Origin of the sequence: Microbacterium psychrotolerans, assembly GCF_031085295.1 — a bacterium.
GTDB classification, from domain to species: domain Bacteria; phylum Actinomycetota; class Actinomycetes; order Actinomycetales; family Microbacteriaceae; genus Microbacterium; species Microbacterium psychrotolerans.
The window spans coordinates 92,856-119,399 of sequence record NZ_JAVFWO010000004.1 but is presented as its reverse complement, the minus strand read 5'-3'; the positions used below and the strand labels follow the sequence as shown (position 1 = coordinate 119,399).

The following is a 26,544-nucleotide window of genomic DNA, read 5'->3' as shown; positions in this document are numbered from 1 at the left end:
CCTCGTTCGGGTCCGGCATCGACGCCGGTATCAGTGTGCCCCGGGCCGCACTCGTGCCGCCCGTCCGCCTGAATGTTAGCCTTCACATTCCCGGATCGCGCAAGATGTGAGCGGTAACATTTGCGTAACGCGGGCGGTCCGGTGGTTCGTTCACGTCGGAAATCCAGTGCAATTCTGCGGAAAGTGAGGGATCACATCCGCGAAGCGTGGCAGACACCGGCCATCGGGGTCGCTGGCGAAGCGGATGGGCGCGTTCACAATGCGCCCGGCGGCGGACACCCCGTCCGCGGGGTATGCCTCGGGATCAGCGGCGCGAGGCCACCGCGTTCCAGACGCCCGCACCGAACACGACGGTGGCGGCTACCAGCGGCGCGACCAGGGCGTTCGCCGCGCCTGAGGTGTCGGCCACGAGACCGGTGACGGCCGCTGCGGCGGACTGTCCGACGACGACGGCCGAGCCGAGCATGGTCATGACTGTCGCCGAGCGCCCTCTGGGGCTGTAGGCGGCCGCGAGGCTGTACTGGGTCACGAGCGTAGGGCCGATGCCCACGCCGATCACGAGCAGGCAGATCGCCATCGCGCCGACGGTGCCGACGAACGGCAGCGAGAGGGCTCCGCCGACGAGGATCGCCGCGAACGTCAGCCACCGTGCCCGCAGGGTGAAGCGCGCCGGGAAGAGCGCGACGCCGAGAGCCAGCGCGGCGGATCCGATGCCCATCGCCCCGTAGACGAGGCCGGCCTGCTCGGGCACGCCGCGCTCGGCCATGAACGCCGTGAGCGAGGTCAGCATGGCGCCGAAGAACAGGCCCATGCCGAGTGCTCCCACGACGGGGGCGAACACGCGCGCGCCGAAGAGCTCGCGCAGCGGCGCCTGTTGGGGGCGGGCGCCTCCTGCGGATGCCGCCGCCTTCGCGGCGGTCGGGTGCAACGCGAATGCGGTCACGAAGACCAGGCCCAGCACGGCCGCGCCGATCACCGGTGCCGCAGGGTTCAGCGTCGTCGCCAGCAGGCCGACGATGACCGGGCCGAAGACGAACACGATCTCGTCCGCCGCGGACTCGTACGCCATCGCGCCGTTCACGACGGGCGTGCGGCGCTCCTGCGGGTACGCCCGCCCGATGATGCCGACCAGGCGGCTCCGCGAGAGGGGCGCGACCTGGGGCATCGATGCGCCGATGAAGAAGGCGACCGCCAGCAGTGCGGCATCCGGCACCGGCGCGAAGGCCAGCCACGCGAAGGCGGCGAGCATGACGCTGTTGGTCGCGCCGGCGATCAGCAGCACGCGGCGCTGACCGAAGCGGTCGGCAGCAGCACCGAGGAGGGGCCCGACGAGTGCGGTGCCGAGGCCGGTCATCGCGCTCGTCGCACCGCCGAGTGCGAGCGATCCGCGCGCCGATACGACGAGCGTCAGGATGCCGACCACCATCATCGCGAACGGCAGGCGCGCGATCAGCGCGATGGGGAAGTACGCGTAGCCGGCTTCGCGGATGAGGCTCGGGCGCCGGGCGGTGTGCGCAGGGCGCTGTCGTGCGCCGGTGAGTGTCGTGTGCATCGTGGTTCGGGGCTTTCCGGCCGCAAAGTGCGGCATAGCGTGCCGCCTTGTCCGCAGCGGAGAGGCCGCAGACAGGTAGATGCACATCGAGGATGGCTCGGCCAGTCTACCGGTGCCACCTGAGCGGCGCCTGGCGACGGGTCATGCCGGAAGGCGGGGGTCAGAGCACGGCGCCGACCATCGCCTCGCCGAGCGGTGTGCGGCGGTGCAGCACGCGCGCGCCCTCGCGCGTGCTGGCGAGAAGGCCCGCATCGCGCAGCACGGTGAGGTGGTGCGACGCGGTGGAGATCGCGAGAGCGGTGTCGCTCGCCACCTGGGAGGTCGTCCTCGGCTCGTGTGCGTCGAGCAGGATGCGGGCGCGCGCAGGGCCGAGCAGGGCGCCGAGGGCGGTGGTCACGTCGGCGGAGTCGCGCGCCCACGTCGCCGTCACTCCCTGGGCCGGGTAGAACAGCGTCGGCTGCGCGGGTGGCTCGGTGAGCACGAAGCACCCCGACGCGCCCATCACCGACGGCACCAGCACCAGCCCGCTGCCGCGGCAGTCGACGACCTCGCTCCAGATCCGCATCGTCACGCGCACCGCCCCGTCGGTCCACGCGACGCGATCGTGCAGCGTCTGGATCATGGCGCCGATGCCGCTCTCGGCGATGCGCCGGGATCGCACCGCGATGTCGGCGCGGAGCAGCCGCTCCAGCTGCGTCCACACCGGGGCGACGCCGGCGTTCCAGACCGAGAGCCACGCCTCCGCGATCATGGCGCGGGCGCGGTCGGGCTGGTCGAGCATGCGCTGCACGGCAGCGCGACGGGCGCCCTCGGTGCGCACGAGCACCTTGGTCATATCGACGCGGAACCGCTCGTCGTCGATGTCGCGCAGCCGCTCCGCCTCCGCCTCGGGCGTGAGCTCCCACGTCGGAGTGGTGGTGAAGAAGTCGGGGAAGTAGCCCTCGTCACGGATCAGCAGCGCGAGCACCTCGAAGTCCTCGCGCGTGATCGCGCCGCGGGTGGCCCGCATCCATCCCCACTGCAGCGGGTACTCGTCGGGTCGCAGCAGCGCGCGCACCGCGTGGCACAGCTCGTGGCCGGGCGAGACGCCGAACCGGATCGCGGTCAGGTCGTCCGGCGCGAGCTGGAAATCGACGAACTTTCGATCCACATCGAAACTATAGGCCGCCTCGCGGGCGACGAGGAGGCTGAAGTCACACCGACAGCAAGCGGACGGAGCACCTCATGCCCACCACCATTCCGGCCATCGTCCCCGCCGCCGACCTCGTCGTCGGCACGGGCCGCCTGCGCCGATTCATCGGCGTCGAGCACGGCGCGGCCGTCTCGTACTTCTTCGTCGACAACGAGCCCGGGCAGGGCCCCGACATCCATCGCCACCCCTACGCCGAGACCTGGGTGCTGCTGGAGGGGCAGGCGCGCATCACGATCGACGGTGAGACGCTCGATGCCGTCGCCGGCGACACGGCCACCGCCCCTGCGGGCGCATGGCACGGCTTCAAGAACTCCGGAAGCGGCCGGTTGCGCGTGCTGTGCATCCACGCCTCGGACCGCATCATCCAGGAGTGGCAGGACGAACCCGGCGTGCTCGACATTCCCACCGGCGACTGATTGGATCCGGTTCATGACATTCCAGGCATACCTCGACAACATCGAGGAGAAGACCGGCCTCACGCCGCGCCAGTTCGTGGAGCTGGCGCACGAGAAGGGCTTCGACGAGAGCACGAAGGCCACGCCGATCGTCGAGTGGCTCGCCGCCGACTACGGCCTCGGCCGCGGGCACGCGATGGCGCTCGTCCACGTCATCACCAAGGGCCCGCAGATCAGCGACAGGCACGTCGGCACCGGCACCGCTCACTCCGATCCGTCGAACACGCTGTGGCTCGACGGCAAGGCGACCAACCCCAACCGCTGAGTCACGTGGCGACGGGGATCCACACGCGCATCGTGGAGGGTCCGCGTTCCGCCCACTCGTGGTACGCGACGAGCGGGACCTCCGCGGTCCCGACACCCTCGTCCCACGGTGCCGTCGCGCTGCGGCGTGCCTCGAGGCGCGAGGCGCCCACGGGCTCGCGCGATTCGTCGGCCCTGCGTGAGTAGGGCCACGCGCCGGTCTCATCCGCGTCGTCCGGGATCACGACCTCCACCCAGACCCGGCCGTCGCGCCAGAGCGGCGCTGCGCCGCGGGCGAGCGCGACGCCGGCGACATCGTCGACGCCGAGTCCACCGAGATCCACGGATTCGAGGGCGAACACCTCGGGCCCGCGTTCGATCGCCAGGCACCCGCGCACCGCGTCGATCCGCGGGTCGGGCGACACGATGCGCGGCGCCATCGGCAGGTGCAGCTCCACGACGTCGCCCTCACGGAACGCCCGGCGCACCTCGACGAGACCGGGGGAGGCCTCGCTCTCGTCGCCGCTCTCGCCGGCCGCCTGAACACGCAGGCGGGCTCCCGCCGCCCACGCCGGCACGCGCAGGGTGAGCGTCCACGGGCCGCCGGGTGCGGCGTCACGGCGCATGATCACGCGGATCCGGCCCGACGCCGGGTAGTCCGTCTCGACGTCGAACGCGACGTCCCGGCCGTCGGGCAGCGTCGTGCGCACGCTCGCGGGGGCGTACTGGTGCAGCTGCACGCCGTCGTCGTCGGAGGTCGCGAGGTAGGCGTCGAGACTCGCGAGCGTCCGCGCGACGTTCGGCGGGCAGCACGACACCTCGAACCAGGGGGCGCGCAGCGACGACGAGGCGCGCGGCGAGGTGGCCTCCTCGTCCGCGGGCACGCCGGGCACACGCTGGTGCAGCGTGTTGGCGTAGAAGAACGCGCGACCGTCGGGCGCGGGAGAGGTGGCCACGACGTTGTACAGGGTGCGCTCGATGAGGTCCGCGTGGCGCGGGTCGCCGCCCGCGAGCAGCAGGCGCCACGAGGACATGACCGATCCGACGCCGGCGCAGGTCTCGGAATAGGCGCGGTCGGCGGGCAGCTCCCAGTCCTCGCCGAACGCCTCGTCCTGATGGTGCGAACCCTGGCCGCCGGTGACATACGTCCGCCGCGCGACGGTGCGGTCCCACTGCCGACGGAGCGCCCCGAGCAGCTCATCGTCGCCGGTGTCCACCGCGACGTCGGCCGCGCCTGCCGCCAGGTAGTTCGCACGCACCGCGTGGCCGCGCAGGGCGGTCGCCTCGCGCACCGGCACGTCGTCCTGGAAGTACCTGCGCCCCCATTCGATGTCCCGGAGCGTGCCCCGGCCGTGGCGCTCCACGAACAGGCGCGCCTGCTCGAGGTAGCGCGGCTCGCCGGTCGCCCGGGCGAGTTCGGCGAGCCCGACCTCGACCTCGGCGTGGCCGCATATCGCGTCGCGTCCGTCGGGCCCGAACTCCGCGCACACGAGGTCGGCGGCGCGCACCGCGATGCGGAGCAGTCCGTCGTCCGCACCCGGGCGTGTGCGCTCCCGCGCCACGGCCGCCTGGAAGAGGTGGCCGAGGCAGTACAGCTCGTGGCCCCACTCGAGGTCGGACCACCGCGCGCCCTGGCCCTCGCGGCCGAACCGGGTGTTGAGGTATCCGTCGGCCTCCTGGGCCGCCGCGACACGGCGGACGACAGCGCGGAGCCGCGCTTCGAGGCCGGCGTCGTCGGTGCGGCCGATCTCCCAGGCGAGCGCCTCGAGGTACTTGTACACCTCGGAGTCCGAGAACTCGCGTCCGCGGCGTCCGGCCGGCAGCGTGCCGGCGGCGGCACGGTCGAAGTTGCCCAGCCAGCCCTCGGATTCCAGGCGGCTCTCGATGTGCGCGAGCGTGTTGCGGCCGTTGACGGCCTGCCGCTCGCCCCAGAAGCCGCCGGTGATGCGGACCTCCTGCTGACCGAGGGGGCGGAGGCGGCCGCGCGCCGGAGCGACGGGTGCCTGGGGCGTGGTGGTGGTCTGCATGGTCATCCCTTGAAAGCTCCCGACATGAATCCCCGGACGTAGTGGCGCTGCAGCACGAGGAACAGCACGATGCAGGGGAGGGCAAGCACGACCACTCCCGCCTCCGTCGCCCCGTAGTCGATGACGCCCTGCACCTGTACGCGGAGGTTCGAGACGGCCAGGGGCAGCGTCATCCGGTTCGTGTCGGTGATGAGGATCAGCGGCGCCATGAAGTCGTTCCAAGCCGCGAGGAAGGCGAACATTCCGACGGTGATGAGCCCTGGCTTGACCGCGGGCAGCAGCACGAGCCGGAGCGCCCCGAAGGTCGTCGCGCCGTCCACCAGGGCCGCCTCGTCGAGCTCGCGCGGGACGGACTCGAAGGAGATCCGCATCATGAACATCGAGAACGGCAGCTGGAACATCGTGAGCACGATCGCGACGCCGACCAGGGAGTTGCTGAGGCCCACGGCATTGAGGATGACGTACAGCGGGATGAGCAGCGTCGTGTACGGCACCATCAGGATCGCGAGCACCGTGAGGAACAGCAGGTTCTTCCCGGGGAACGAGAATCGCGCGAAGGCGTAGCCGCCGAGGGTGGAGACGACGAGGGTCAGCAGCACCGTCAGCAGCGCGACGAACGTCGAGTTGCCCAGGTACACCCAGATGCCCGCCTGGTACCCGGCGAGCGCCGCGTAGTTGCCGAGCCCCCAGCCTTCCGGCTGACTGGTGCCGGCACGCGGGGCCACGGACGACACCGCGGTCCAGATGAGCGGGTAGAGGAACATGATCGCGATCGCCGTGGTCAGCACGGCATACGGGATGCCGAACACGATGCGCGCCGCGGGGGAGCGCCGCGCGCGGCGGGAGGGCTGCACCTCGATGAGGCGGGTCGAGGACGGAAGTGTCTGTGCGGACATGGTGGGAACCTCAGTCCTCGTCCGTGCGGCGGAACGCGCGCAGCTGGAAGATGTTGATGACGATGAGCGCCAGCAGCACGATCACCGACAGTGCCGCTGCGATGCCGAGGTTGTTCTGGCCCTGGAAGGCGACGTTGTAGATGAGCTGCACGATCGTCATGGTGCTGTTGTCGGGTCCGCCCTTGGTGAGGATGTAGAACTGCTCGAACGCCAGCAGCGAGCCGGTGACGCACAGCACGATGGTGAGTGCGAACGTGGGCCGCAGCAGCGGAAGCGTGATGCCGCGGAAGGTCTGCCACGCCGAGGCGCCGTCGATGCGCGCGGCCTCGTAGACGTCGTCGGGGATGGCCTGCAGGCCCACCAGCATGAGCAGCATGTAGAAGCCGGCGTACCGCCACACGATCAGGAACACGGTCGACCACAGCGCGCCCTCGGGGGTGCCGAGGAATGTGAAGCCCCACGACTGCATGAGGTCGGCGAACGGACCTGCGTAGGGCGAGTAGAGCACGTAGAAGAGGAGGGATGCCGAGGCGAGGCCGAGTGCGCTCGGCACGAGGAACGACGTGCGCAGCAGCGACTTCCACCGTGTGGACTCCTGCACCAGCAGCGCGAGCCCCAGGCCCAGGCCGATGAGGAGGATCGTCGTGATGACCGTGTACTTCAGGGTGAACCAGATGGCGTCCCAGAAGAGGCGGTGGTCGACGGCGTCGACGTAGTTCTCGGGGAGGTTCCAGCCCTGGTTGCCTGAGAGCAGCGGCCAGTCGGAGGCCGACATCTGCAGCACGAGCAGCAGCGGCAGGAGGAAGACGAACACCACGAACAGGGTGGTCGGCGATGCGTAGAGCCACCCGCGCAGCGCCTCGCGCCGGGCGCGCGACGAGCGGTGCGGCGGCGGGGACGGGGTGGTCGGTGGACTCGTCGGCGGACTCAGCGTCTCGGCGGACATGGCGTTCGTTCTCCGGGGGATGGGGGCGGTGGCCCGGTCGCCCGGGCCACCGCCGCGGCTCACTGCGCGAGGATCTCGGTGATCGCGTCGTTGTCGGTGTCGACCGTGTCGGTGCCTTCGAGCACGGCGTTGCGCACGAGCGTCAGCCAGGGGCTGCCGGGAGCGTTGAACGCCTGCTGGAAGTTCAGCGCCACGGGCGTGTCGCCCTGCGAGGCCACCTCGTTGATGGTCACGAGCCGCGGGTCCTTCGCCGCGTACTCGTTGTCGGCGAAGTCGGCGCGCGAGACGACGTCGTTGTCCTTCGCCAGGACGTCCACCTGGGCCTCCTCCGACATCAGCCAGGTGAGGAAGTTCCAGGCCTGGGCAGCCTTCTCGGAGTCCTTCGAGATGCCGATGCCGTCGCCGCCGACGAACGTCGAGGCGCCGCCGTCGACGCCCGGGATGCCGGCGACACCCGCGTCGAACGGGGTCGACGACAGCAGGGTCGCGGGGTAGAACATCAGGCCGACGTTGCCCTCGGTGAAGCCCGCGGTCCAGGTCGGACCGGCCTCGTCCTGCGAGCTGGGCAGCACGGCGCCCGACTCCCACAGATCGCGCCAGGTGTCGTAGACCTCCTTGGCGGCGTCGTTCGCGAGCAGCGACTCGTGGCCGTCGTCGCTCAGCACCTCTTCACCGGACGCCCAGATGCTGGGGAACCACGTGAAGACGAGGCATCCGCCGCAGTTCAGGCCCGTCGCGGTGCCGTACACGCCGTCCTTGCCCAGCGCCTGGATCTTCTTGGCCGCATCGGCGTACTCCGCCATGGTGGCGGGAGCCTTCTCGGGGTCGAGCCCGGCCTCTTCGAACAGCTCCTTGTTCCAGAACAGCATCGACAGGTCGAGCACGAAGGGCAGGACATGCTCCTTGCCGTCGGCATCCGTCCCGGCCGAGAGGTGGCCCTGATTGATCTGGTCCTTGTAGTCGAGGCCGTCGACCTGGGCGCTGATGTCCTGGAACAGGCCCTGCTCGACCCAGTTCGGCACGTAGACGATGTCGGCGGCGAACAGGTCGGGCAGCCCGCCCGAGCCGGCAGCGGCGCCGACCTTCGCGACGTAGTCGTCGTTGGGCACGACCGTCAGTTCGACCTGGTTCTCGTGCGAGGCGTTGTAGGCGTCTACCAGCAGGTTCGCCTGCTTCTCGAGCGGTGCGCGGGTCCAGAGGGTGAGGGTCGTCCCGTCGTCCGTGCCTTCGGCCGGGATGTCCTCCGCAGGCGTCGCCGCGCCGCCGCCGGCGCAGCCGGCGAGGCCCACGAGGGCGCCTGAGAGGAGGAGTGCGGTCGCCGCGCGCCAGCCGGCGGCGCGACGTCGGGTGTTGGTCATTGCAGTCTCCTTGGCTCGTCTTCGAGCGTGCGCGTGCAGGATCGCCGCGCCGCTGCCGTGATGGATTCCGAAATTATCGAAACCGCTTTCGGCACGGTATCGTGAGAGTTCACGAGCGGTCAAGACGCTACTTCGATAACGTTTCCGCAACGAGGAGGGGTGATGGCCGCCAACGAGTCCGGGGGACGCAGCGCGACACTGAGCGATGTCGCGAGGCGTGCGGGAGTGTCGATCGCGACAGCGTCGAAGGCGCTCAACGGCCGGGAGGACGTCGCGCCGGCGACCCGGCGGCGTGTGATGGATGCCGCTGAAGAGCTGTCGTTCACGCCCAACGCCATGGCGCGCGGCCTCCTCGCGGGACGCACCGGCACCGTGGGCTTGCTCACGAGCGACCTCGAGGGCCGCTTCATGATCCCGATCCTGATGGGTGCCGAGGACGCCTTCGGTGCCGGGCAGGTCAACGTGTTCCTCTGCGACGCACGCGGCGACGCGATCCGCGAGCAGCACCATCTCAAGGCGCTGCTGAGCCGCCGCGTCGACGGCATCATCGTCGTCGGCCGCCAGACCGATCCCCGGCCCTCGCTCGGTCAGGAGATCCCCGTGCCGGTCGTGTACGCGTACGCGCCCTCCGACGACCCGCGCGACCTCTCGCTGACGCCCGACAACTACGCCGGCGGCCGGCTCGCCGTCGAGCATCTCATCGCCTGCGGCCGCACCCGCATCGCCCACATCACCGGCGACCCCGCCTACGCCGCCGCACAGGATCGCATCGCCGGGGCGCGGGCGGCGCTCGACGCGGCCGGCCTCGAGCTCGTGGGCGACGCGATGTTCTCGGAATGGACGGAGCACTGGGGGCGGGATGCCGCCGCCATGCTGCTGCAGCGGCACCCCGATGTGGACGCGATCTTCTGCGGATCCGACCAGCTCGCCCGCGGCGCCCTCGACACCGCGCGCGATCTCGGCCGTCGCGTGCCGGAGGATCTCGCCGTCATCGGCTACGACAACTGGGAGGTGCTGTCGACGAACTCGCGGCCTGAGCTGACGAGCATCGACGCCAATCTCCAGCAGCTGGGTCGCCAGGCGGCTCAGCGGCTGTTCGACGCGATCGACGGCGTCGACATCGGCGATGGCACCCACCACCTGCCCGTGCGCCTCATCATCCGCGGCTCGACCATCGCGCGCCGCTGACGCGGCAGCCGCTTCGCGCGCCCGCGGCTGCGCGCACGCCGGCGCAGAAGCTAGGCGCGCCCTCGTCGCCGCCACCAGGGGTGACGACGCCGCTCGGCGGCATCCTCCGCATCCGCCTGCGCCTGCGCCGCGACGCGCGCACTGCGCCGCTCGCGCCACGCCGCCACTTCGGCGTCGATGTCGCGAGTGGGCGTCACGACCGGCGGACCGCCCTGCAGCTGCCGCCGGGCATCGATGACGCGACGGTTGAAATCCTCGAGCGCCTCGCGCACCTCTGCCTCGCGCGACAGCGCGTCGAGCCGGCCGTCGAGCTCGGTGTTCTCGACGCGGAGCCTGAGGGCCGGCGGGCCGAGCCCGGTGAGCTTCTCTGTCTCGATCTTCCGGCGGATCCACCAGTCCGGATCATGCGTCGCGCCGAGGCCGGGGATCGGCTTGCCCGCACCGGGCAGGTCGTTGAACTCGCCCCGTCGGATCGCCTGCTGGATCGAGTTCTCGACGACCGCAGCACGCTCCGCCGCCGAGAAGCCCCGTGCCGGCGGTGCGGCGGCCTCTGCGGCATCCTCTTCGTCCGATGTGTAGCCCTGATCGCGCTGCCACTTCTGGAAGCGGTAGCGCTCAGCGGCTTCGCGAGGCCCCTCGGTCATGACCCCGGGATGTGATCCCGCCACGAGTGCTGCGGGTCGTACCCGAGCAGACGCCGGGCCTTGTCGATCGAGAGCAGGGTGTCGTGCTCGCCGAACTCGCGGGTCGGCACACCGGGGAAGACCTCGGCGACGAGCTCGGCGTTGGGCCGCGACATCACGGTGTCGGCGGCGGCGATGATGTACGTCTCGAAGCCGGGCGGGGCGACCTCGAGCGCGCGCTGCACGGCCTGGGCGCCGTCGCGGGCGTCGATGTAGCCCCACAGGTTCCACTTGCGCTGCCGCGCGTCGGCGTCGTACGAGGGGAACGCCGCGTAGTCCTCGGGCACCATCACGTTCGAGAACCGCAGTCCGGTGATCGACAGCTCGGGATGCCACCGCACGAGCTCGACGGCCATGCGCTCCTCGAGCGTCTTCACGAGCGAGTACACCGACTCGGGGCGCGGCGGATACTCCTCGTCGACCGGGATGTACGGCGGCGGCACGTCGAACGGCAGACCCAGCACGGTCTCGCTCGACGCGTAGACGAGGCGACGGATGCCGAGCCTCACGGCCGCCCAGAAGACGTTGAAGGTGGCCGTCATGTTGTTGTGGAAGGTCGCCACATCGGAGCGGATGCCGGGGGCCGGGATCGCGCCGAGATGCACGACCGCGTCGAACCCGTCGTGGCGGTCGCCGACCGCGGTGAGGGCGTCGACGACCTGGCCGTAGTCGGTGAGGTCGACCTGGACGAAATCGGGACCGCGGGTGCCCACGACGTCGATGCCGATGACGTCGTAGCCGGCCGCGCGCAGTTCGCGGGCGACGACGGTGCCGAGCTTGCCGGACGAGCCGGTGAGGGCGATGCGCATGACTCCAGCCTGCCATTTCGCGGGGCCGGCGGGGCGACCGGGCGACGGGCGATGTCAGTGCGCGGCGGCCGCATCGGGCGCTGCCGACGCCGTGTCGCTGAGCCGGCGGAGCCGCTGCCGGGCGAAATCCTGCGCGCGCGGGCCCTCTTCGAGCGCCTTCGCCGACACCGCGAGCACGATCCTGGTGAGGGTCACGACGGGAAGCGGCGACCGGCGGAGCCCGAGCAGGCGCCGGTAGCTGCGCGGCAGGCTGGCGACGGCCGCCGCGAACAGCACCCGGTAGGCGATGCGCATGACGCCCGTGAAAGGCGCGGTGCGGAGGAACCGCACCACGTCGTCCACGCGGTCGTCGCGGCGGAGCTCGCCGCGGGCGAGGAACCCGTCCATCCGCGCGAGCAGTTCCGCCTCGGTGAGCGGCGGGTTCTCCAGGCGCATGAGACGCCCGGCCTGTGCCCACTCGCCGACGTACGCGTCGGGGCCGCCGGGGATCGGTCCGCCCCACCGCTGGTGCGCACCCAGGAACGCCTCGGTGAAGGCGAGGTGCACCCACTCGACCAGGTCGGCATCGCCCGCCGAATAGGAGCGCTCGCCCGCAACGGATTCGTACGAACCCTGCACCCGCTCGTGCAGTCGCGCGACGCGCTGCGTCTCGCGCGCCGCCTGCGCGGTCGAGCCGTAGGTGACGCAGATGATCCACCGCACCGTGCCCGTGAGGCGCCCGATCGGATCGTCGCGGTAGCGCGAGAAGTCGTGGACTCCCGCCATCGCACCCGGGTGCAGCGCCTGGATGAGCAGCGCGCGGATGCCGGCGACGAACGTTCCCGTGCCCGCGTGCACCGTCCACACGGCGCCGCCGTCGGCGAAGTACCCGGCGTCGTCGCCCTCGGCGAGTGCCCGAACCCACGGCGGCGTGCCGTCGGGGTCGCCGGCGAGGGCGGTCAGCAGCCGCGCGCGCAGCGTCGGCCGCGGCCTCTTCGAAGAGCGTGCACCCATGCGTCCAGCGTGCCACCGACATGACGAGGCGGGGCCGGTTCGTGGTCGGCCGAGTCGGTGCGTGCGCAGCGACTCGCCCCCGCGCACGACGCCACTCGCTGCCGATCGCCGGAGTCCGCAGGGGTGCCGACGCCCGGATAGGGTGTGCGCCATGGACGACACGCGGCCGCTGCCCGCCGACCCCACCCGGGTGGGCGTGCGCGATGTGGCGCGGGCGGCCGGCGTGTCGACGCAGACGGTGTCGCGTGTCATCAACCAGCACCCGAACATCCGGCCCGAGACCCGCGACCGCGTGCTGCAGGCGATAGCCGCGCTCGGCTACCGGGTCAACAACGCCGCCCGCACCCTCGGTACCCGTACGACCCGCACCCTGGGCGTCATCGCGTCCGACGCGACGCTGTACGGGCCGGCGGTGGGTATCGCCGCGCTCGAGGCGGCCGCCCGCGACGCCGGACGCTGGATCGCGACGGCGTACTCGGACGCCTCGGACGAGGCATCCGTCCGCGATGCGGCCGATCGACTGCTCGGCCAGGGCGTGGACGGGCTCATCGTGCTGGCACCGCACGCGGCCACGCTCACGGCGCTCACCGGTGCGCACCCGGGAGTCGCGATCGCTGCGCTGCACACCGGACCCGGCGCCGAGCAGCAGGAGGCGGGCGCCGCTCTCGCGATCTCGCACCTCATCGAACTCGGCCATCGGCGCATCGGCCGGGTCGCCGGACCCGAGGAATGGCTCGAGGCGCGCTCACGCGAAGCGGGGATGCGGCGCGCGCTCGAGGGTGCGGGGCTCGGCGTCGAGCCGCACTGGAGCGGCGACTGGACCGCCGCCGCCGGTGCTGCGCTCGCCGGGCGCATCGCCGCCGCCGTCCGCGCACCGGGCGGGCCGACCGCGGTGGCGGCCGCGAACGACCAGATGGCGCTGGGCCTCATCGCCGGCCTCCGCGAGGCGGGCGTCGATGTGCCGGGCGACGTGAGCATCGTGGGCTTCGACGACAATCCGGATGCCGCGTTCTACCGCCCGGCGCTCACCACGGTGGGGCTCGACCTGGCGGGGGAGGCCCGCCGGGCCGTCGCGGTCGTCCTCGGCGAGCGGCCCTCGGCCGCCGGCGCACCCCGGCTCATCGTGCGCGCCTCCACCGCCCCGCCGCGCTGATCCCGCCCGTCCGCTGCGCCGATCCTGCCGCGTCGTCGCGGCGATCCTGCCGGCCCGCGCGACCGGACGAGACCGCTCGCCGGTCGCGATCCGTGTCGAGCAACCACGGATCGCGACAGCGGAGCTGCCGGCTGCCGGGAGAAGCGGGTTGGCGACCGGCGATGTTACCGGTAACATCATTCCGCGCGACCGAGCGAGCCGCGCGACCGCACGAGACCCGACGGAGGACCCCGTGACCACCCCCGAGCCGACGACTCCGGCACCCGCGTTCACCCCCGACGTCGAGGCATCCATCGCCGCCGTCCGGGCCGACGTCGCGAAGCTCCACGGCGAGCTGGTGCGCTACGGCCTCGTGGTCTGGACCGGCGGCAACGTGTCGGGACGCGTTCCCGGCGCCGACCTCTTCGTCATCAAGCCGTCCGGCGTCTCGTACGACGATCTCGCCCCCGAGAACATGATCCTGTGCGATCTCGACGGCAACGTGATCCCCGGCACGCCCGGCAGCGACCGCAGCCCCTCCAGCGACACCGCGGCGCATGCCTACGTATACCGCCACATGCCCGACGTGGGCGGCGTGGTGCACACGCATTCGACGTTCGCCGTGGCCTGGGCCGCGCGCGGCGAGGAGATCCCGTGCGTCATCACCGCCATGGCCGACGAGTTCGGCGGGCCGATCCCCATCGGCCCGTTCGCGATCATCGGCGACGACTCCATCGGCCGCGGCGTCGTCGAGACCCTGACCGGCCATCGCTCCCGCGCCGTGCTGATGCAGAACCACGGCCCCTTCACCATCGGGGTGTCGGCGAAGGACGCGGTCAAGGCCGCGGTCATGGTCGAGGACGTCGCTCGCACCGTGCACTACGCGCGTGAGGCCGGCCCCCTCATCCCGATCCCGCAGGATGCGATCGACCGCCTCTTCGACCGCTACCAGAACGTCTACGGCCAGTCGTCCGACGAGCGCCGCGACGGTGCCGATGAACCTCGCGACGGCGCCGAAGAGCGCGCCGCAGGGGTCGGCCGATGAGCGCCGACGCGATCCGGTCCGGGCGCACGGCGCTCGGCATCGAGTTGGGCTCGACGCGCATCAAGGCGTGCCTCGTGGACGCCGACGACCCGGCGAAGGTGCTCGCCGTGGGCTCGCACGCGTGGGAGAACCGGTACGAGTGGGGGCTCTGGACCTACTCGCTCGACGAGGTGTGGACGGGGCTCCAGGCCACGTACGCCGATCTCGTCGCCGACGCGCAGCAGCGCCACGGCGTCGCGCCCGAGACGTTCGGCGCGATCGGCGTCTCGGCGATGATGCACGGCTACCTCGCCTTCGACGAGGCGGGCACGCTGCTCGTGCCGTTCCGCACGTGGCGGAACACCAATACCGGCCCCGCGGCGGCCGAGCTCACCGACGCGTTCGGCGTGAACATCCCGCTGCGCTGGTCGATCGCGCACCTTCATCAGGCGGTGGTGGATGCCGAGCCGCATGTCCCCGACATCCGCTTCGTCACGACGCTCGCCGGCTTCGTGCACGAGCGCCTGACGGGGGAGAAGGTGCTCGGCGTCGGCGATGCGTCGGGGATGTTCCCGATCGACTCCGCGACGAGCGACTACGACGCTGGCATGCTCGCGCGCTACGACGAGCTCGCCGCGGGGCGGCTCCCCGTCCCCCACGTCTCCGAACTGCTGCCGCGGGTGCTCGTCGCCGGCGCGTCGGCGGGTGCGTTGACGCAGGACGGCGCCGCCCTCCTCGACCCGACGGGCGCGCTGCGCCCCGGCATCCCGTTCTGTGCTCCCGAAGGGGACGCCGGCACGGGGATGGTGGCGACCAACGCCGTCGCGCCGCGGACCGGCAACGTCAGCGCGGGCACCAGCATCTTCGCGATGGTCGTTCTCGAGCGGCCGCTCGAACGCGTCCACCACGAGCTCGACCTCGTCACGACCCCGTCCGGCGACGCGGTCGCCATGGTGCACTGCAACAACGGCGCCAGCGAGCTCGCCGCCTGGGCGGGCATGTTCGCCAGGTTCGCCGCCGCGTCGGGGACACCCCTCGCCGACGACGCCGTATACGAGACGCTGTTCCGCGAGGCGCTCGAGGGCGAAGCGGATGCCGGCGGACTGCTGGCCTACAACCACCTCGCCGGCGAGCCGATCGCCGGCCTCACCGAAGGTCGCCCGCTGTTCGTGCGCACGCCCGACAGCCGCTTCACGCTCGCGAACGCCATGCGCGCCCAGCTCTACGGCGTTTTCGGCACGCTCGCGCTCGGCATGCGCGTGCTCGACGACGAAGGGGTCGGCCTCGACCGCATGTTCGCGCACGGAGGCATGTTCCGCACTGCCGGGGTCGCGCAGCGCTTTCTCGCCGGCGCGCTGGGCGCTCCGGTCTCGGTGGGCGACACCGCCTCGGAGGGCGGGGCGTGGGGCATCGCCGTGCTCGCGGCCTACCTGCCGCATGCCGGCGAGCTGAGCCTGGCCGCCTACCTCGAGGACCGCGTCTTCGCGAACGCGGCGATCGCGACCGCCGAACCCGACCCCGCCGATGTCGCGGGCTTCGCCGCCTATCTCGACCGCTATCGCGCGGGCCTGGCCGTCGAGGTCGCCGCCGTCACCGCCCTCTGAAACCGAAGGAACCACGATGACCCGCACGCCCCTGTCCACCTCGCTCGACGCCTACGAGATCTGGTTCGTCACCGGCAGCCAGAATCTCTACGGCGACGAGACGCTGCGCCAGGTCGCCGAGCAGTCACAGGCCGTCGCGGAGGGCCTCGCCGGCCTTCCCGTCAAGGTCGTGTGGAAGCCGGTGCTCAAGGACTCCGACTCCATCCGCCGTCTCGCTCTCGACGTCAACGCGCGCGACGACGTCATCGGCGTCGTGGCATGGATGCACACGTTCAGCCCCGCGAAGATGTGGATCGCGGGACTCGACGCGCTGCAGAAGCCGCTCCTGCACCTGCACACGCAGGCCAACGTCGAGCTGCCCTGGGCCGAGATCGACTTCGACTTCATGAACCTGAACCAGGCGGCGCACGGCGACCGCGAGTTCGGCTACATCCAGACGCGCCTCGGCGTCGCCCGCAAGACCGTGGTGGGCCACGTCTCGAACCCCGCGGTGCGCCAGCAGGTCGAGGACTGGCAGCGCGCCGCCGCCGGCTGGGCCGCCTCGCGCACGCTGAAGCTCGCCCGCTTCGGTGACAACATGCGCTACGTCGCCGTCACCGAGGGCGACAAGACCGAAGCCGAGCTCCGCTTCGGCGTGCAGGTCAACACGTGGGGAGTGAACGAGCTCGTGGCGGCGGTGGATGCCGCGTCCGACGCTGAGGTCGACGCGCTGGTCGCCGAGTACCTCGAGTCCTATGACGTCGCCCCCGAGCTGCGGCCGGGCGGCGACCGTCACCAGTCGCTGCGCGACGGCGCCGCCATCGAGGTCGGGCTGCGCTCGTTCCTCGAAGAGGGCGGCTTCGGCGCCTTCACGACCTCGTTCGAGGACCTCGGCGCGCTGAAACAGCTGCCCGGTCTCGCCGTGCAGCGCCTCATGGCCGAGGGCTACGGCTTCGGCGCCGAGGGCGACTGGAAGACCGCCATCCTGGTGCGGGTTGCGAACGTCATGGGCGCAGGCCTCCCCGGCGGCGCGAGCCTCATGGAGGACTACACCTACGATCTGGTAGCCGGCGATGAGAAGATCCTCGGCGCTCACATGCTCGAGGTCTCGCCGTCGCTGACCACCGCCAAGCCGCGCCTCGAGGTGCACCCGCTCGGCATCGGCGGCAAGGACGACCCGGTGCGTCTCGTCTTCACGGCCGACCCCGGGCCGGCGCTGGTCGTCGCGATGAGCGACATGCGCGACCGCTTCCGTCTCGTGGCGAACGTCGTCGAGAACGTCGACGCGCCCGACCTGCCGAAGCTCCCCGTCGGCCGCGCCGTTTGGAAGCCCGCGCCGGACTTCGCCACGAGCGCCGCCTGCTGGCTCGCGGCCGGCGCCGCGCACCACACGGTCATGACCACCGCGGTGGGCATCGAGGTGTTCCGGGACTTCGCCGAGATCGCGGCCACCGAGCTCGTCGTCATCGACGAGGACACCACGGCGCGCGGCTTCCAGCGCGAGCTGCGCTGGAACCAGGCCTACTACCGTCTCGCACAGGGGCTCTAAGCCCGTCGCAGAATCCTCGGTCTCGATGAGACCGAGGATTCCGCGCGAAGCAGGGGGCACCGCCCTCGGTCTCGGCGCACATCCCCTGGTTCGAGGCGCGCGACCCTCGCCGCTACTGTGGTTGGCGGCATCCCCGATCTCCAAGGAGCCCTCATGGCACGTCCCCCCGCATCCGGAATCCAGCACGCGCTCCGCGCCGGCGACTACGAAGCCGTCGTCGCGAGCGTCGGCGCGACGCTCCGCTCGCTCACGTATCGCGGCCGCGACCTCGTCGTGCCGTTCGAGGCCGACGAGGTGCGCCCCGCCCATCGCGGTGCGACCCTCGCGCCGTGGCCGAACCGCGTGGTCGACGGGCGCTACTCGTTCGGTGGGCGCGACTTCCAGCTGCCTCTCACCGAGCCCGCGCGCTCGCACGCGTTGCACGGCCTGGCGACGTGGCTCGACTTCGAGCCGATCGACAAGGGCCCGGATCACGTGACCCTGGCCGCCGTCATCCAGCCGCAGACGGCCTACCCGTGGCGCATCGTCGTGACGACCACCTTCGCCCTCGGGCCGGAGGGGCTCACCCAGACCGTCACCGCTCACAACGAGAGCGACGAGCCGGCGCCGTGGGGCACCGGGCCGCACCCGTACCTCGTCGCCGGCGACGGCCGCGTCGACGGCTGGACGCTCGAACTGCCGGCGACGCAGGTGCTCGCCGTCACGGCGGACCGCCTCATCCCGACAGGTCTCGTCGCGGTCGACGCCGAGGACCCGGAGCGCTTCGACTACCGGTCGGCGCGGCCGATCGGCTCCGCCGAGATCGATCACGCGTACTCCGGTCTCGCCCGTGACGCCGACGGGACGGCCACGGTCCGGGTGACGGATGCCGCCGGCTCGGGCGTTCAGATGTCCTGGGATGCCGCGTGCCCGTGGGTGCAGGTGCACACCGCCGACAAGCCGGACGCCGCGCAGAGCCGGCTGGGACTGGCCGTGGAGCCGATGACCTGCGCACCCGACGCCTTCAACGCCGACTCGTACGACTACGACGCGGGCCTCCTCGTGATCGAACCCGACGCCTCCGTCAGCGCGTCGTGGCGGATCGGCGCCATCGGCTGATCAGCCGCCGCCGATCAGCGTCATTGCTGATCCGGCGATCGCGGTCCGTCCCGCGATGTGCCGCACACGACGAAGGCGGAGCCGGCCCCCCGGTCGGCTCCGCCTTCATCATGAGCGGGGCTCAGGTGCTGTCCCGCAGGTCTTCCTTGATGTCGTTGCGCGTCTTCACCGAGTCGCGCTCCGCTTCGGCCTTCTTGACGTCGGCATCAGCCTTCATCTCGTCGACCTTGTCGCCGACTCGATCGGTGGTGTCTTCCCACGCGTCTTTGATCTTCTCGCCGACGGCCGCAGCCGTCTCCTTCGCGTCGTCCATGAATCCCATCGATCTCTCCTCTCGTGAGGGATGACATCGACGCTACGCCGGGGCCTTCGACCCGGTCAGGGGCTTGCACACAGGCGAGCCGCTTGATACGGAGGGCTGCGACGGCGCATGCGGGACGCAGCCGAGGCCCCAGCCGCGGGCGTGGAGCACAGGCGCGACGGCGAGCGCGACGCCCATCGCCCCGGCCCCACCGCAGCCGCGGTCAGCGGATCGGGGTCGTGGTGTCGATCGCGTCGCGCAGCGGCCGTCGCATGGGCGCCCAGTAGCGGGTCGGCGTGACGCGCGCGAGCACGTCGACCAGCCGCGCCTCCCGCCCGATCATGGTGCGGGGGCGACGGCGGATCGTCGCCTCGACGATGCGGGCAGCGGCATCCGCGGGTTCCGTGTGATACATCGCCGCCTGGGCAGAGGCGGCGCGCTGGGCGATCGCGGGATCGATCGCCGCGGCATATCGGCCGTGCAGGATGATCCCGGTCTTCACCCCGGCCGGGTAGACGGCGCCGACGGTGACGGTGGAGCGCTCCAGCTCGTGCCGGAGCGATTCGGTGAACCCGCGCACAGCGAACTTGCTCATCGCGTAGGGGATGCGTCCCGCCGGTGCGGCGAGGCCGTAGATCGACACCAGGTGCGTGATGTGGGCGGCGGGCTCGCGCCGCAGCGCCGGCAGGAGCGCCTTCGTGACGTTGACGGTGCCCCACAGGTTGACGTCCATGAGCCAGCGCATCTCGGCCATCGTCAGCTGGTCGATGTCGCCGAGCATCGACGACCCGGCGCAGGTCACGAGGGATTGGACGTGGGGATGGGATGCTTCGACCTCGGCGGTGACGTCTGCCACCGCGTCGTCGTCGGTGAGGTCGACGACGTGCATCGTGTGGCCTGTGCCCGCGAGATGTGCGGCGACTGCGGCGAGCCCGTCGGCGTTGCGGTCGAGGAGTGCGATGCGGGCACCGCGCGAGGCGAGCTGGCGAGCGACCTCGGCACCCATCCCGGCGGCTCCGCCCGTGATGACGGTGGTGCGTCCGCGCACGTCCAGGGGTCGCGTTCTCGTCATCAGCTGCCTCTCGCTGTGCTCGTCGCCGTCGACGGGCCGTGCCTACGATTCTCGCTGACTCGGGACGCCGCTTCGGACGCTAGCCTTCTGGGGGGAGGTGCGATGGGCAAGACCGCAGAGGCGATCGCCGAAGGGGTGTCCATCGCGTCCGCCGCAGCACGGCTGGCGATCCGCAACCGCATCCTCGTCGAGACGATCGCGCATGACGAGCAGTTCGACGTGGTCGCCTTCACCCCGTTCGCCCGCGAGACGCTGACGGCGCTCGCCGATGAGCAGGACGAGGCGGCCGCCCTCGTGAAGCGTCAGCGCAAGAAGGCGTGGGGCAAGTTCACCGACCCCGACGGCACGCACGACTACCGCGACCGCGACACCCGCAACCTCCGCCGGCGGGGTCGGCAGTATGCCGGCGTCGCACAGGCGCTCCGGCGCATGGCAGACGACCCGCACGTCGTGCGCTCCCTCATCGAGCAGTCGCGCGACGCCGCATGGGGAGATGTCGAGGCCAACCTGCAGCGTCGCCTGCGCGTCGAGGGCATGCGGCCCGAGCTCGATCCGGACTACGACCGCATGCGCGCCGCTCGCATGCAGTCCATCCGCCTCGTCGACCTGCCTCGCCTCGCCGCGCACAAGCGTCATCGTGACGAGGAAGACACGGATGCCGCACCCGCGGCCGAGCCCGCCGCGGCGTCGCCGCGCATCTCGGGCATCGACGTCAGCGAGCTCGACTCCTGACACCCGTCGGGTGTGGGCGTACCCTCGAGCCGTGTCCGACGACGTTCCACCGCACCCCATGCGCTTCCCGCCGGAGCACCCGCTGACCGAGCGCGTGCGGCGGCTGTGCATGGCGTATCCCGAGGCGGCCGAGGTGCTCGCGCACGGCCGTTCGACCTTCCGGGCCGGAAAACGTCAGTTCGCCATCGTGGGTGCCGCCCACGACGACGCGGGCGCGGTGGAATTCATCCCCGACGACCTGGAGCGTCCGGCGCTGCTCGAGCGGGACGACGTCTTCGTGCCGCCCTACGAGGGTGCGTACGGGTGGCTCGCCATCCGTGTGGATGCGGATGCCGGCGACTGGGAGTTGCTCGGCGAGCTCCTCGACACCTCGTACCGTCGTGTCGCCCTGCAGCGGCAGCTGCGCGCACTCGACGCTCAGGACGTATGACGAACGAGCCCGGGGGAGGAGAACACGCCCGGGAATCCGGCATCCTCGCGCCGATTCGCGCCGGGGGTGGCCGTGAGGTATTCTTGACGACGTTGTGCGCTGCTGCGAACGACATGCGCCCGTAGCTCAATGGATAGAGCATCTGACTACGGATCAGAAGGTTAGGGGTTCGAGTCCCTTCGGGCGCGCACTGTGTTGAGACAGTGACCTCGAGAAAAGCGCCGGTTCGCCGGCGCTTTTCTTGTTTCTCCGGCTCAGTGACCGGATGGGCGAAGCGTCGTTTCGATGTGCGCGCGAGGCGCATCAGAAGTCTCCTGCCGTGGACAGCTGGAGATACCGCCCGGGAATTGGTTCCATTGTGTTCCAGCGTGCAGAGTCCGGGTCGTGATCGAGAACGCGGGTGGGTCAGTTCACCCGCGGTCCTCCGCTCGTTCGTGGGTGATCAGAATCACGTTGCCGTCGGGATCCTCGACCATCGTCGCGTAGGGCTTCATCAAGTAGCCGGGGGAAGACGTGCCCTTGTAGCCGGCGGCGGTGAGTCGCTGCCATGCGGCATCCACGGCCGCGTCGCTCTCCACGAAGAACTCCACGACCTGCTGGTAACCGCCGCGCTCGGGACGGATCCAGTTGGCGTCGAAGCGCTGGGCAACGGGGTCGGTGGTGATGATGAGGCGGATGGTGCCGCCTTCCTTCCAGGCGGCGACGGGGCGCTCGGGGTGAGGATCGGGGACATCGAGCCCGACGAGGCGGTAGAAGTCGATCGAACGCTGAAGATCGCGGGCGTAGACCACGACCATGCCGAAACTCACACCGCTGGGGGCGTTGTCGTGTTCGATGGTCTGGGAGGCGGCTTCGCCTGCTGTAAGTGATTCGTTGGTCACGGTAGATAATCTACGTAGGTGTATGAATGAGTGCAAGATCCAGAAATGACGATGGTCCGGGTGAAGACCTGGGCGCGCTGCTGAGCCAACTCCTCGGCGTCGTTGTCGAGCGCGAAGCGCCGATCCTGACCGCGCATGGCGTGACGATGTGGGAGTACGTCATCCTTGACCGCCTGGCCCGTGAGGACGGGCTGGCGCAGAAGGAGCTCGCCCGTCGGAGTCGGCGCGACCCCACACGTTTGATCGGGCATCTTGACGTGCTGAGCGACCGCGGTCTGATCGCCCGTGAGGTCGACGGCGCCGATCGCCGTCGCCGCACCGTGCGACTCACCGATGCCGGCCGCGAGCTGGTCCGCTCGGCGGGCGACGACATCCGCCAGATGGAAGCGGCCCTTCTGGACGGGCTTGCGGTTGACCTGCGCACGTCTCTGGCCGCTGTCCTGAGCCGGACAGGCGCACCATCCTCACTCGTCGACGACGGATCGGACTAACGTTCCCGGCGACGCGAACGCCGCGCCGCAGTAACGGATGGGCACGGCGACGCGGTACGCGGGCTCAACTCGGGGCGATGATCAGGCGATCGATCTTGCCCTCGCGGAGCCGGAAGGTGATCGGGCTCGTGCCGTTGTACCCGCCGCCGGTCACCCGGACGGTGACAACGTGACTGTCCGGCTCGGCGCCGGCCTCAACGCCGACGACCTCGAAGTGGGACCGCTGGCCGATGTTGTCGCTGCGGTTCCACGCGGCGACCCCTTCGCGGCCGACGAATACGCGACCCCAGTCATCCAGGATCGGGTCGTCGCTGAACGCCTCCAAGAAGGCGTCCGAGTCGCCGCGGTTGGTCGCGTCAACGAACTCTCGGATCGCGGTGGGAAGAACGACGCCGGTCATGGACGTAGCCCCTTCACTTTCCGTGTGGGTCGAGATGGTTCACCGCGGCCACGGTCTCGTCGTAGTCGCCCCGTGCCTCGCCGTACCGGAGGAACTTCACTCGCTCGACCTGAATCTCTCGGGCGTCGGGGTTGGTCTCGATCAGGCCGATGACTTCGGTGATGAACTCATCCAGCGGCATCGCGAACTCGCTTTCGCGCTGGCCGGGTACCAGGTCGGTTGCGACCGACGGCGGCTGCAGCTCGGAAACCTTCACCGTCGTGCCGGCGAGCTGGAGGCGCAGCGTCTCGCTCAGCATGTGGATCGCCGCCTTGGTGGCGTTGTAGCTGGGCGTGACCTGCAACGGGGTGAACGCGAGCCCTGAGGAGACCGTCATGATCGTCGCGTCCGGGCGGGTCTGGAGATGCTCGATGAACGCCGCGATGAGCCGGATCGGGCCGAGCAGGTTGGTCGTGACGGTCGCCTCCGCGGTGGCCAGGAATCCCTCCGGTTTGCTCCAGTCCTCGAAGTGCATGATCCCCGACATGGTGATGAGCACGTTCAGCTCGGGGTGCTCCGTGATCACCTTGTGCGCGGCCTGGCTGATGCTGTCCGGGCTGGTGGTGTCGATCTGCACGGCGTGGATGGCGGGGTTGGCGGCCACGATCTGCGCGAGGAGGTCGGTACGACGACCGCCGACGATGACCTCGTTGCCCTTCGCGTGTAGAGCGAGGGCGAGCTCGAGGCCGATGCCGCTGGTCGCGCCGGGAATGAAGATGGTGTTTCCGCTGATATGCATGCCTCGAGTGTTGGGTCCCCGAAAGATGTGTGCCAGAGAGCGGTTATCGGGGGAGAACCAGTCTCTGTTTCCGCTCGACGGGTGCGCGGAGACTAGTGAGCATGGATCGTGAAGCTCTTGGGAAGTTCTTGACCCGCCACCGCGAGAGCCTGCAACCTGCCGACGTCGGTGTCACAGTCGGCCCCCGCCGCCGCGCGATCGGTCTCCGCCGGGAGGAAGTCGCGCAGCTCGCAGGGATGTCGACCGACTACTACACCCGCATGGAACAGGGCCGCAGCACCCAACCGAGCGCGCAAATTCTTGGCTCCCTCGCCCGCGCCCTCCGCCTCACGCCCGACGAACGCGATTACCTGTTCCGGGTGTCCGGGCTCGATGCGCCCGACCGGCACAACAGCGGAGACTACGTGGCACCCTCGCTGCTGCGCGTCCTGGACCGCTTGTCCGATACGCCTGCCCTCATCATCTCCGTCCTCGGAGAAACCCTCGTCCAAAACGAGCCCGCCCGCGCGCTGTTCGGAGACGTCAGCCGGTACACCGGTCTCGAGCGCAGCGAGGTCTACCGCTGGTTCGTCTACCCCGACACGGAGCGCCGACGCTACCCCGAGAGCGATCACGACCGCCAAAGCCGCGCTCAAGTTGCATCCCTCCGGGCCGCGCTCGGCGCGATGGGGCCAGCGTCACGCGCCGCAGAACTCGTCCGCGAGCTCACCCGCCGGAGCCTCGAATTCACCGCCCTCTGGGATCAGCACGAAGTGCACCGCCGCTTCGCCGACCACAAGACCCTCATCCACCCCGAGCTGGGCGAGATCGAGGTCGATTGTCAAGTGCTCTTCACCGAGGACGAGTCGCACGCATTGCTCGTGCTGACAGCCCCACCGCGCAGTGAATCCGCCAGCAGGCTCGAACTGCTCGCCGTCCTCGGTAACCAGCAGTTCACCACCGGCCGCTGACCGATAACAATCGAATCCGGCAACAGCGCGGAGCGCACCGCCGTGAGGTCGACACGCCACGCGGATACCCCGGCTAGCGGCAGGTGCCTCGACACCGTCGGCGGCGGCACCGGCAACGGCACACGTGCCCACATCTGGGATTGTCATGCCGGCGCCAGCCAGAAATGGACGCTACCCGGATAGCAGACGCAACCCGGGGCGGTCGTACCGTGACCGCCCCTCGCGTCCTCAAACACGGCAACCACCTGTGTGAAGTGTTCGCGCGACGATCGCCGGGATATCCCGCTGCAACCGCGGAACCGTCCGCTCGGACGGGTGAGGCGCCCACGCGAAATGGTTGTCGATGTAATCAGCCGGGTGCGCAGCGTGGCTGACGCACGCGAGCAGGTGCCGGCCCACCACGCCACGAGCCTCTCACCGCGGTGTCCAGAGGCGGCGTGGCGTGTGGAGTCCGAGTCAGTGGCGCGAGCGCACGGACCACAGGTCGAGACCTTGTTCTTTCACCGCTGTGGCTGCGGCGGCCACAGCGCCGGTAGCGACCACGTCGGCACCGAGCCTCGAGATGACGAGATCTGGGGCGGGCAAATCCAGATCGGTCGGGAGAGCGCGACGTGCCGCGGCCACTACCTCGTCGACCCCGGCGGAGATCGCTCCGGAGATTACGACCCGTTCTGGGTCGAACATGCTTCCCAGCACGCTGACGATGCGGGCGAGGACGGCACCGACGCGCAAGACGATGCGTCGCGCGTCGTCGTCTCCAGCCGCGGCCAGTTCGAGAACGGCGCGTCCGTTGATTTGCTCGGGGGAGAGTGAGGCGAGGGCACTGCCCGGCGTCAGCTCTTTGCGGACGGCGGCCTCAGCGGCCCACGCGGCGGCGCGGGTACCCAGCCCGTCCGCGGTGCCGACGCCGTCGACGTGGTCGAACGCGACCATCTCGCCGACGCCGCCGTGACGCCCGCGGAGCAGATGCCCGTCGACGACCACACCAGCGCCGAGTCTGGCTCCCGCGAGGAGGGCGATGTAGTCGCGGCATCCGACGGCCGCACCGACGGTTCCCTCGGCGACAGCGGCGAGCGACGCGTCATTCTCTATCCGTGCGAGGGGCGCCCACGCGAAGGCATCGACGAGATCGGGATTCATCCGTTCCCAGAATCCGCTGGGATGCCTCGGAGAACGTCCGTGTTCGTTGACGGGTGCCGGCACTCCGGCGCAGATCGCGAGCACGTCGCGGCGGGCCTTGCCGGCGTCCGCGAGCGCGTCGTCGAGGGCGGAGAGGATAAGGTCGCGTCGCGTCGCCGCGTTGTCGCGGTCGGGTTCGAGAGTCCGCCGCTGTGTCGCTAGCGGCCGTGAACGAAGGTCGGTGACCACGGCCGTGACATGCACGTTGCCCGCGTCGACGCCGACCAGCACCGCTGCGTCATCGTGGAGCTCGAAGCGACGGGCCGGGCGGCCCTTGCGATAGGTCCCGGCCTCGCGCGCGTTGGGCAGTTCTCGCAGGAGGCCGCGTTCCACGAGCGAGTCCATCGCGTCGATCGCAGTGGTGCGCGTGAGACCGGTCGCCTCCATCGCGTCCGTGGCGGTGAAGTCGGCGACCTCCCACGCGTAGGCGAGCACGGTGTCGAGGCTCGCCGGCCACGACGTGGTTGTCGGTAGCAATGTCGTCACAGATCTTGACCCTCTCTGTCCCGCCCTGCAATACTGCCCTGCGAGCATTGATATTGCGAGTAGATTTATTCACCGGTTATTCCATCGCGAGGACGCGAAACGGAGGACGAGGATGT

28 protein-coding genes and 1 tRNA gene are annotated in these 26,544 nt (G+C 70.5%); 14 read left to right on the top strand and 15 right to left on the bottom strand.

The features are described from left to right. Positions 1–304: 304 nt before the first annotated feature. On the bottom strand, positions 305–1,552 hold the full coding sequence (locus Q9R08_RS13680; protein WP_308869093.1) for an MFS transporter: 1,248 nt from the start codon (positions 1,550–1,552) through the stop codon (positions 305–307). Positions 1,553–1,712: 160 nt separating this feature from the next. Then, positions 1,713–2,702, bottom strand: coding sequence for an ArsR/SmtB family transcription factor (locus Q9R08_RS13675; RefSeq protein ID WP_308868643.1), 990 nt, complete (start codon positions 2,700–2,702; stop codon positions 1,713–1,715). 74 nt (positions 2,703–2,776) lie between these two features. On the opposite strand from Q9R08_RS13675, the gene Q9R08_RS13670 reads away from it, so the two are divergent. Together Q9R08_RS13670 and Q9R08_RS13665 are read left to right on the top strand one after the other, a co-directional pair. Then, positions 2,777–3,160: a cupin domain-containing protein gene (locus Q9R08_RS13670; protein WP_308868642.1), complete on the top strand. Its 384-nt coding sequence runs from the start codon at positions 2,777–2,779 to the stop codon at positions 3,158–3,160. 13 nt (positions 3,161–3,173) lie between these two features. Further along, positions 3,174–3,464 (top strand): DUF4287 domain-containing protein, encoded by a 291-nt coding sequence (locus tag Q9R08_RS13665; RefSeq protein ID WP_308868641.1) that lies wholly within the window; start codon positions 3,174–3,176, stop codon positions 3,462–3,464. A gap of 1 nt (position 3,465) precedes the next feature. On the opposite strand, the gene Q9R08_RS13660 is transcribed toward Q9R08_RS13665, so the two are convergent. From Q9R08_RS13660 to Q9R08_RS13645, 4 genes are read right to left on the bottom strand one after another with little or no spacing between them, the layout of a single operon-like run. Then, positions 3,466–5,475: a glycoside hydrolase family 127 protein gene (locus Q9R08_RS13660; protein ID WP_308868640.1), complete on the bottom strand. Its 2,010-nt coding sequence runs from the start codon at positions 5,473–5,475 to the stop codon at positions 3,466–3,468. After that, entirely contained in the window at positions 5,472–6,365 is an 894-nt protein-coding gene (locus tag Q9R08_RS13655) for a carbohydrate ABC transporter permease (RefSeq protein ID WP_308868639.1), read from the bottom strand. The genes Q9R08_RS13660 and Q9R08_RS13655 overlap by 4 nt, the downstream gene beginning before the upstream one ends. Positions 6,366–6,375: 10 nt before the next feature. Next, positions 6,376–7,311, bottom strand: coding sequence for a carbohydrate ABC transporter permease (locus tag Q9R08_RS13650; protein ID WP_308868637.1), 936 nt, complete (start codon positions 7,309–7,311; stop codon positions 6,376–6,378). 59 nt (positions 7,312–7,370) lie between these two features. Beyond that, entirely contained in the window at positions 7,371–8,669 is a 1,299-nt protein-coding gene (locus Q9R08_RS13645; protein WP_308868636.1) for an ABC transporter substrate-binding protein, read from the bottom strand. Between the two features lie 162 nt (positions 8,670–8,831). Between Q9R08_RS13645 and Q9R08_RS13640 the strand changes: the two genes are divergently transcribed. Continuing rightward, the gene (locus Q9R08_RS13640) at positions 8,832–9,857 is read left to right on the top strand and encodes a LacI family DNA-binding transcriptional regulator (protein ID WP_308868635.1); all 1,026 of its coding nucleotides are present in this window, start codon (positions 8,832–8,834) and stop codon (positions 9,855–9,857) included. 50 nt (positions 9,858–9,907) lie between these two features. On the opposite strand, the gene Q9R08_RS13635 is transcribed toward Q9R08_RS13640, so the two are convergent. From Q9R08_RS13635 to Q9R08_RS13625, 3 genes are read right to left on the bottom strand one after another with little or no spacing between them, the layout of a single operon-like run. Then, positions 9,908–10,501: a DnaJ family domain-containing protein gene (locus Q9R08_RS13635; protein ID WP_308868634.1), complete on the bottom strand. Its 594-nt coding sequence runs from the start codon at positions 10,499–10,501 to the stop codon at positions 9,908–9,910. Then, positions 10,498–11,349 (bottom strand): NAD-dependent epimerase/dehydratase family protein, encoded by an 852-nt coding sequence (locus Q9R08_RS13630; RefSeq protein ID WP_308868633.1) that lies wholly within the window; start codon positions 11,347–11,349, stop codon positions 10,498–10,500. Before Q9R08_RS13630 ends, Q9R08_RS13635 begins: the two co-directional genes overlap by 4 nt. A 54-nt stretch (positions 11,350–11,403) precedes the next feature. Continuing rightward, positions 11,404–12,342 carry an oxygenase MpaB family protein gene (locus tag Q9R08_RS13625; RefSeq protein WP_308868632.1) on the bottom strand — a complete coding sequence of 313 codons (939 nt, stop codon included), beginning with the start codon at positions 12,340–12,342 and terminating at the stop codon, positions 11,404–11,406. Positions 12,343–12,493: 151 nt separating this feature from the next. Between Q9R08_RS13625 and Q9R08_RS13620 the strand changes: the two genes are divergently transcribed. The 5 genes from Q9R08_RS13620 (at position 12,494) to Q9R08_RS13600 (ending at position 18,728) form a co-directional block, all read left to right on the top strand. Beyond that, positions 12,494–13,495, top strand: coding sequence for a LacI family DNA-binding transcriptional regulator (locus Q9R08_RS13620; protein ID WP_308868631.1), 1,002 nt, complete (start codon positions 12,494–12,496; stop codon positions 13,493–13,495). Between the two features lie 232 nt (positions 13,496–13,727). Further along, positions 13,728–14,519: an L-ribulose-5-phosphate 4-epimerase gene (locus tag Q9R08_RS13615; protein ID WP_308868630.1), complete on the top strand. Its 792-nt coding sequence runs from the start codon at positions 13,728–13,730 to the stop codon at positions 14,517–14,519. After that, positions 14,516–16,102: a xylulokinase gene (locus tag Q9R08_RS13610; protein WP_308868629.1), complete on the top strand. Its 1,587-nt coding sequence runs from the start codon at positions 14,516–14,518 to the stop codon at positions 16,100–16,102. The genes Q9R08_RS13615 and Q9R08_RS13610 overlap by 4 nt, the downstream gene beginning before the upstream one ends. 16 nt (positions 16,103–16,118) lie before the next feature. After that, on the top strand, positions 16,119–17,630 hold the full coding sequence (gene araA / locus Q9R08_RS13605; protein ID WP_308868628.1) for an L-arabinose isomerase: 1,512 nt from the start codon (positions 16,119–16,121) through the stop codon (positions 17,628–17,630). Between the two features lie 153 nt (positions 17,631–17,783). Then, entirely contained in the window at positions 17,784–18,728 is a 945-nt protein-coding gene (locus Q9R08_RS13600) for an aldose 1-epimerase family protein (protein WP_308868626.1), read from the top strand. Between the two features lie 121 nt (positions 18,729–18,849). Here Q9R08_RS13600 and Q9R08_RS13595 read toward each other — a convergent pair whose 3' ends face one another. Then, positions 18,850–19,050: a hypothetical protein gene (locus tag Q9R08_RS13595; RefSeq protein ID WP_308868625.1), complete on the bottom strand. Its 201-nt coding sequence runs from the start codon at positions 19,048–19,050 to the stop codon at positions 18,850–18,852. Positions 19,051–19,252: 202 nt separating this feature from the next. After that, positions 19,253–20,101, bottom strand: coding sequence for an SDR family NAD(P)-dependent oxidoreductase (locus Q9R08_RS13590; protein ID WP_308868624.1), 849 nt, complete (start codon positions 20,099–20,101; stop codon positions 19,253–19,255). 102 nt (positions 20,102–20,203) lie between these two features. On the opposite strand from Q9R08_RS13590, the gene Q9R08_RS13585 reads away from it, so the two are divergent. The 3 genes from Q9R08_RS13585 (at position 20,204) to Q9R08_RS13575 (ending at position 21,451) form a co-directional block, all read left to right on the top strand. Then, positions 20,204–20,833: an asparagine synthase gene (locus tag Q9R08_RS13585; protein WP_308868623.1), complete on the top strand. Its 630-nt coding sequence runs from the start codon at positions 20,204–20,206 to the stop codon at positions 20,831–20,833. 31 nt (positions 20,834–20,864) lie between these two features. Then, positions 20,865–21,263, top strand: coding sequence for an MmcQ/YjbR family DNA-binding protein (locus Q9R08_RS13580; RefSeq protein ID WP_308868622.1), 399 nt, complete (start codon positions 20,865–20,867; stop codon positions 21,261–21,263). A 115-nt stretch (positions 21,264–21,378) separates the two neighbouring features. Continuing rightward, positions 21,379–21,451, top strand: a tRNA-Arg gene (locus Q9R08_RS13575). A 222-nt stretch (positions 21,452–21,673) separates the two neighbouring features. Here the strand turns inward: Q9R08_RS13575 and Q9R08_RS13570 are convergent. Beyond that, entirely contained in the window at positions 21,674–22,144 is a 471-nt protein-coding gene (locus Q9R08_RS13570) for a VOC family protein (protein ID WP_308868621.1), read from the bottom strand. Positions 22,145–22,170: 26 nt separating this feature from the next. Between Q9R08_RS13570 and Q9R08_RS13565 the strand changes: the two genes are divergently transcribed. After that, positions 22,171–22,635 carry a MarR family winged helix-turn-helix transcriptional regulator gene (locus Q9R08_RS13565; RefSeq protein ID WP_308868620.1) on the top strand — a complete coding sequence of 155 codons (465 nt, stop codon included), beginning with the start codon at positions 22,171–22,173 and terminating at the stop codon, positions 22,633–22,635. 64 nt (positions 22,636–22,699) lie between these two features. Here the strand turns inward: Q9R08_RS13565 and Q9R08_RS13560 are convergent, their stop codons facing one another. Beyond that, on the bottom strand, positions 22,700–23,035 hold the full coding sequence (locus Q9R08_RS13560; protein WP_308868619.1) for a nuclear transport factor 2 family protein: 336 nt from the start codon (positions 23,033–23,035) through the stop codon (positions 22,700–22,702). 13 nt (positions 23,036–23,048) lie between these two features. Next, positions 23,049–23,813, bottom strand: coding sequence for an SDR family oxidoreductase (locus Q9R08_RS13555; RefSeq protein WP_308868617.1), 765 nt, complete (start codon positions 23,811–23,813; stop codon positions 23,049–23,051). 101 nt (positions 23,814–23,914) lie between these two features. Here Q9R08_RS13555 and Q9R08_RS13550 point away from each other — a divergent pair, with 101 nt between their 5' ends. Further along, on the top strand, positions 23,915–24,763 hold the full coding sequence (locus tag Q9R08_RS13550) for a helix-turn-helix transcriptional regulator (RefSeq protein WP_308868616.1): 849 nt from the start codon (positions 23,915–23,917) through the stop codon (positions 24,761–24,763). A gap of 42 nt (positions 24,764–24,805) precedes the next feature. Next, on the top strand, positions 24,806–24,946 hold the full coding sequence (locus Q9R08_RS13545; RefSeq protein WP_308868615.1) for an RICIN domain-containing protein: 141 nt from the start codon (positions 24,806–24,808) through the stop codon (positions 24,944–24,946). A 273-nt stretch (positions 24,947–25,219) separates the two neighbouring features. Here the strand turns inward: Q9R08_RS13545 and Q9R08_RS13540 are convergent, their stop codons facing one another. Then, positions 25,220–26,428: an ROK family protein gene (locus Q9R08_RS13540; RefSeq protein ID WP_308868614.1), complete on the bottom strand. Its 1,209-nt coding sequence runs from the start codon at positions 26,426–26,428 to the stop codon at positions 25,220–25,222. Positions 26,429–26,544: the final 116 nt, after the last annotated feature.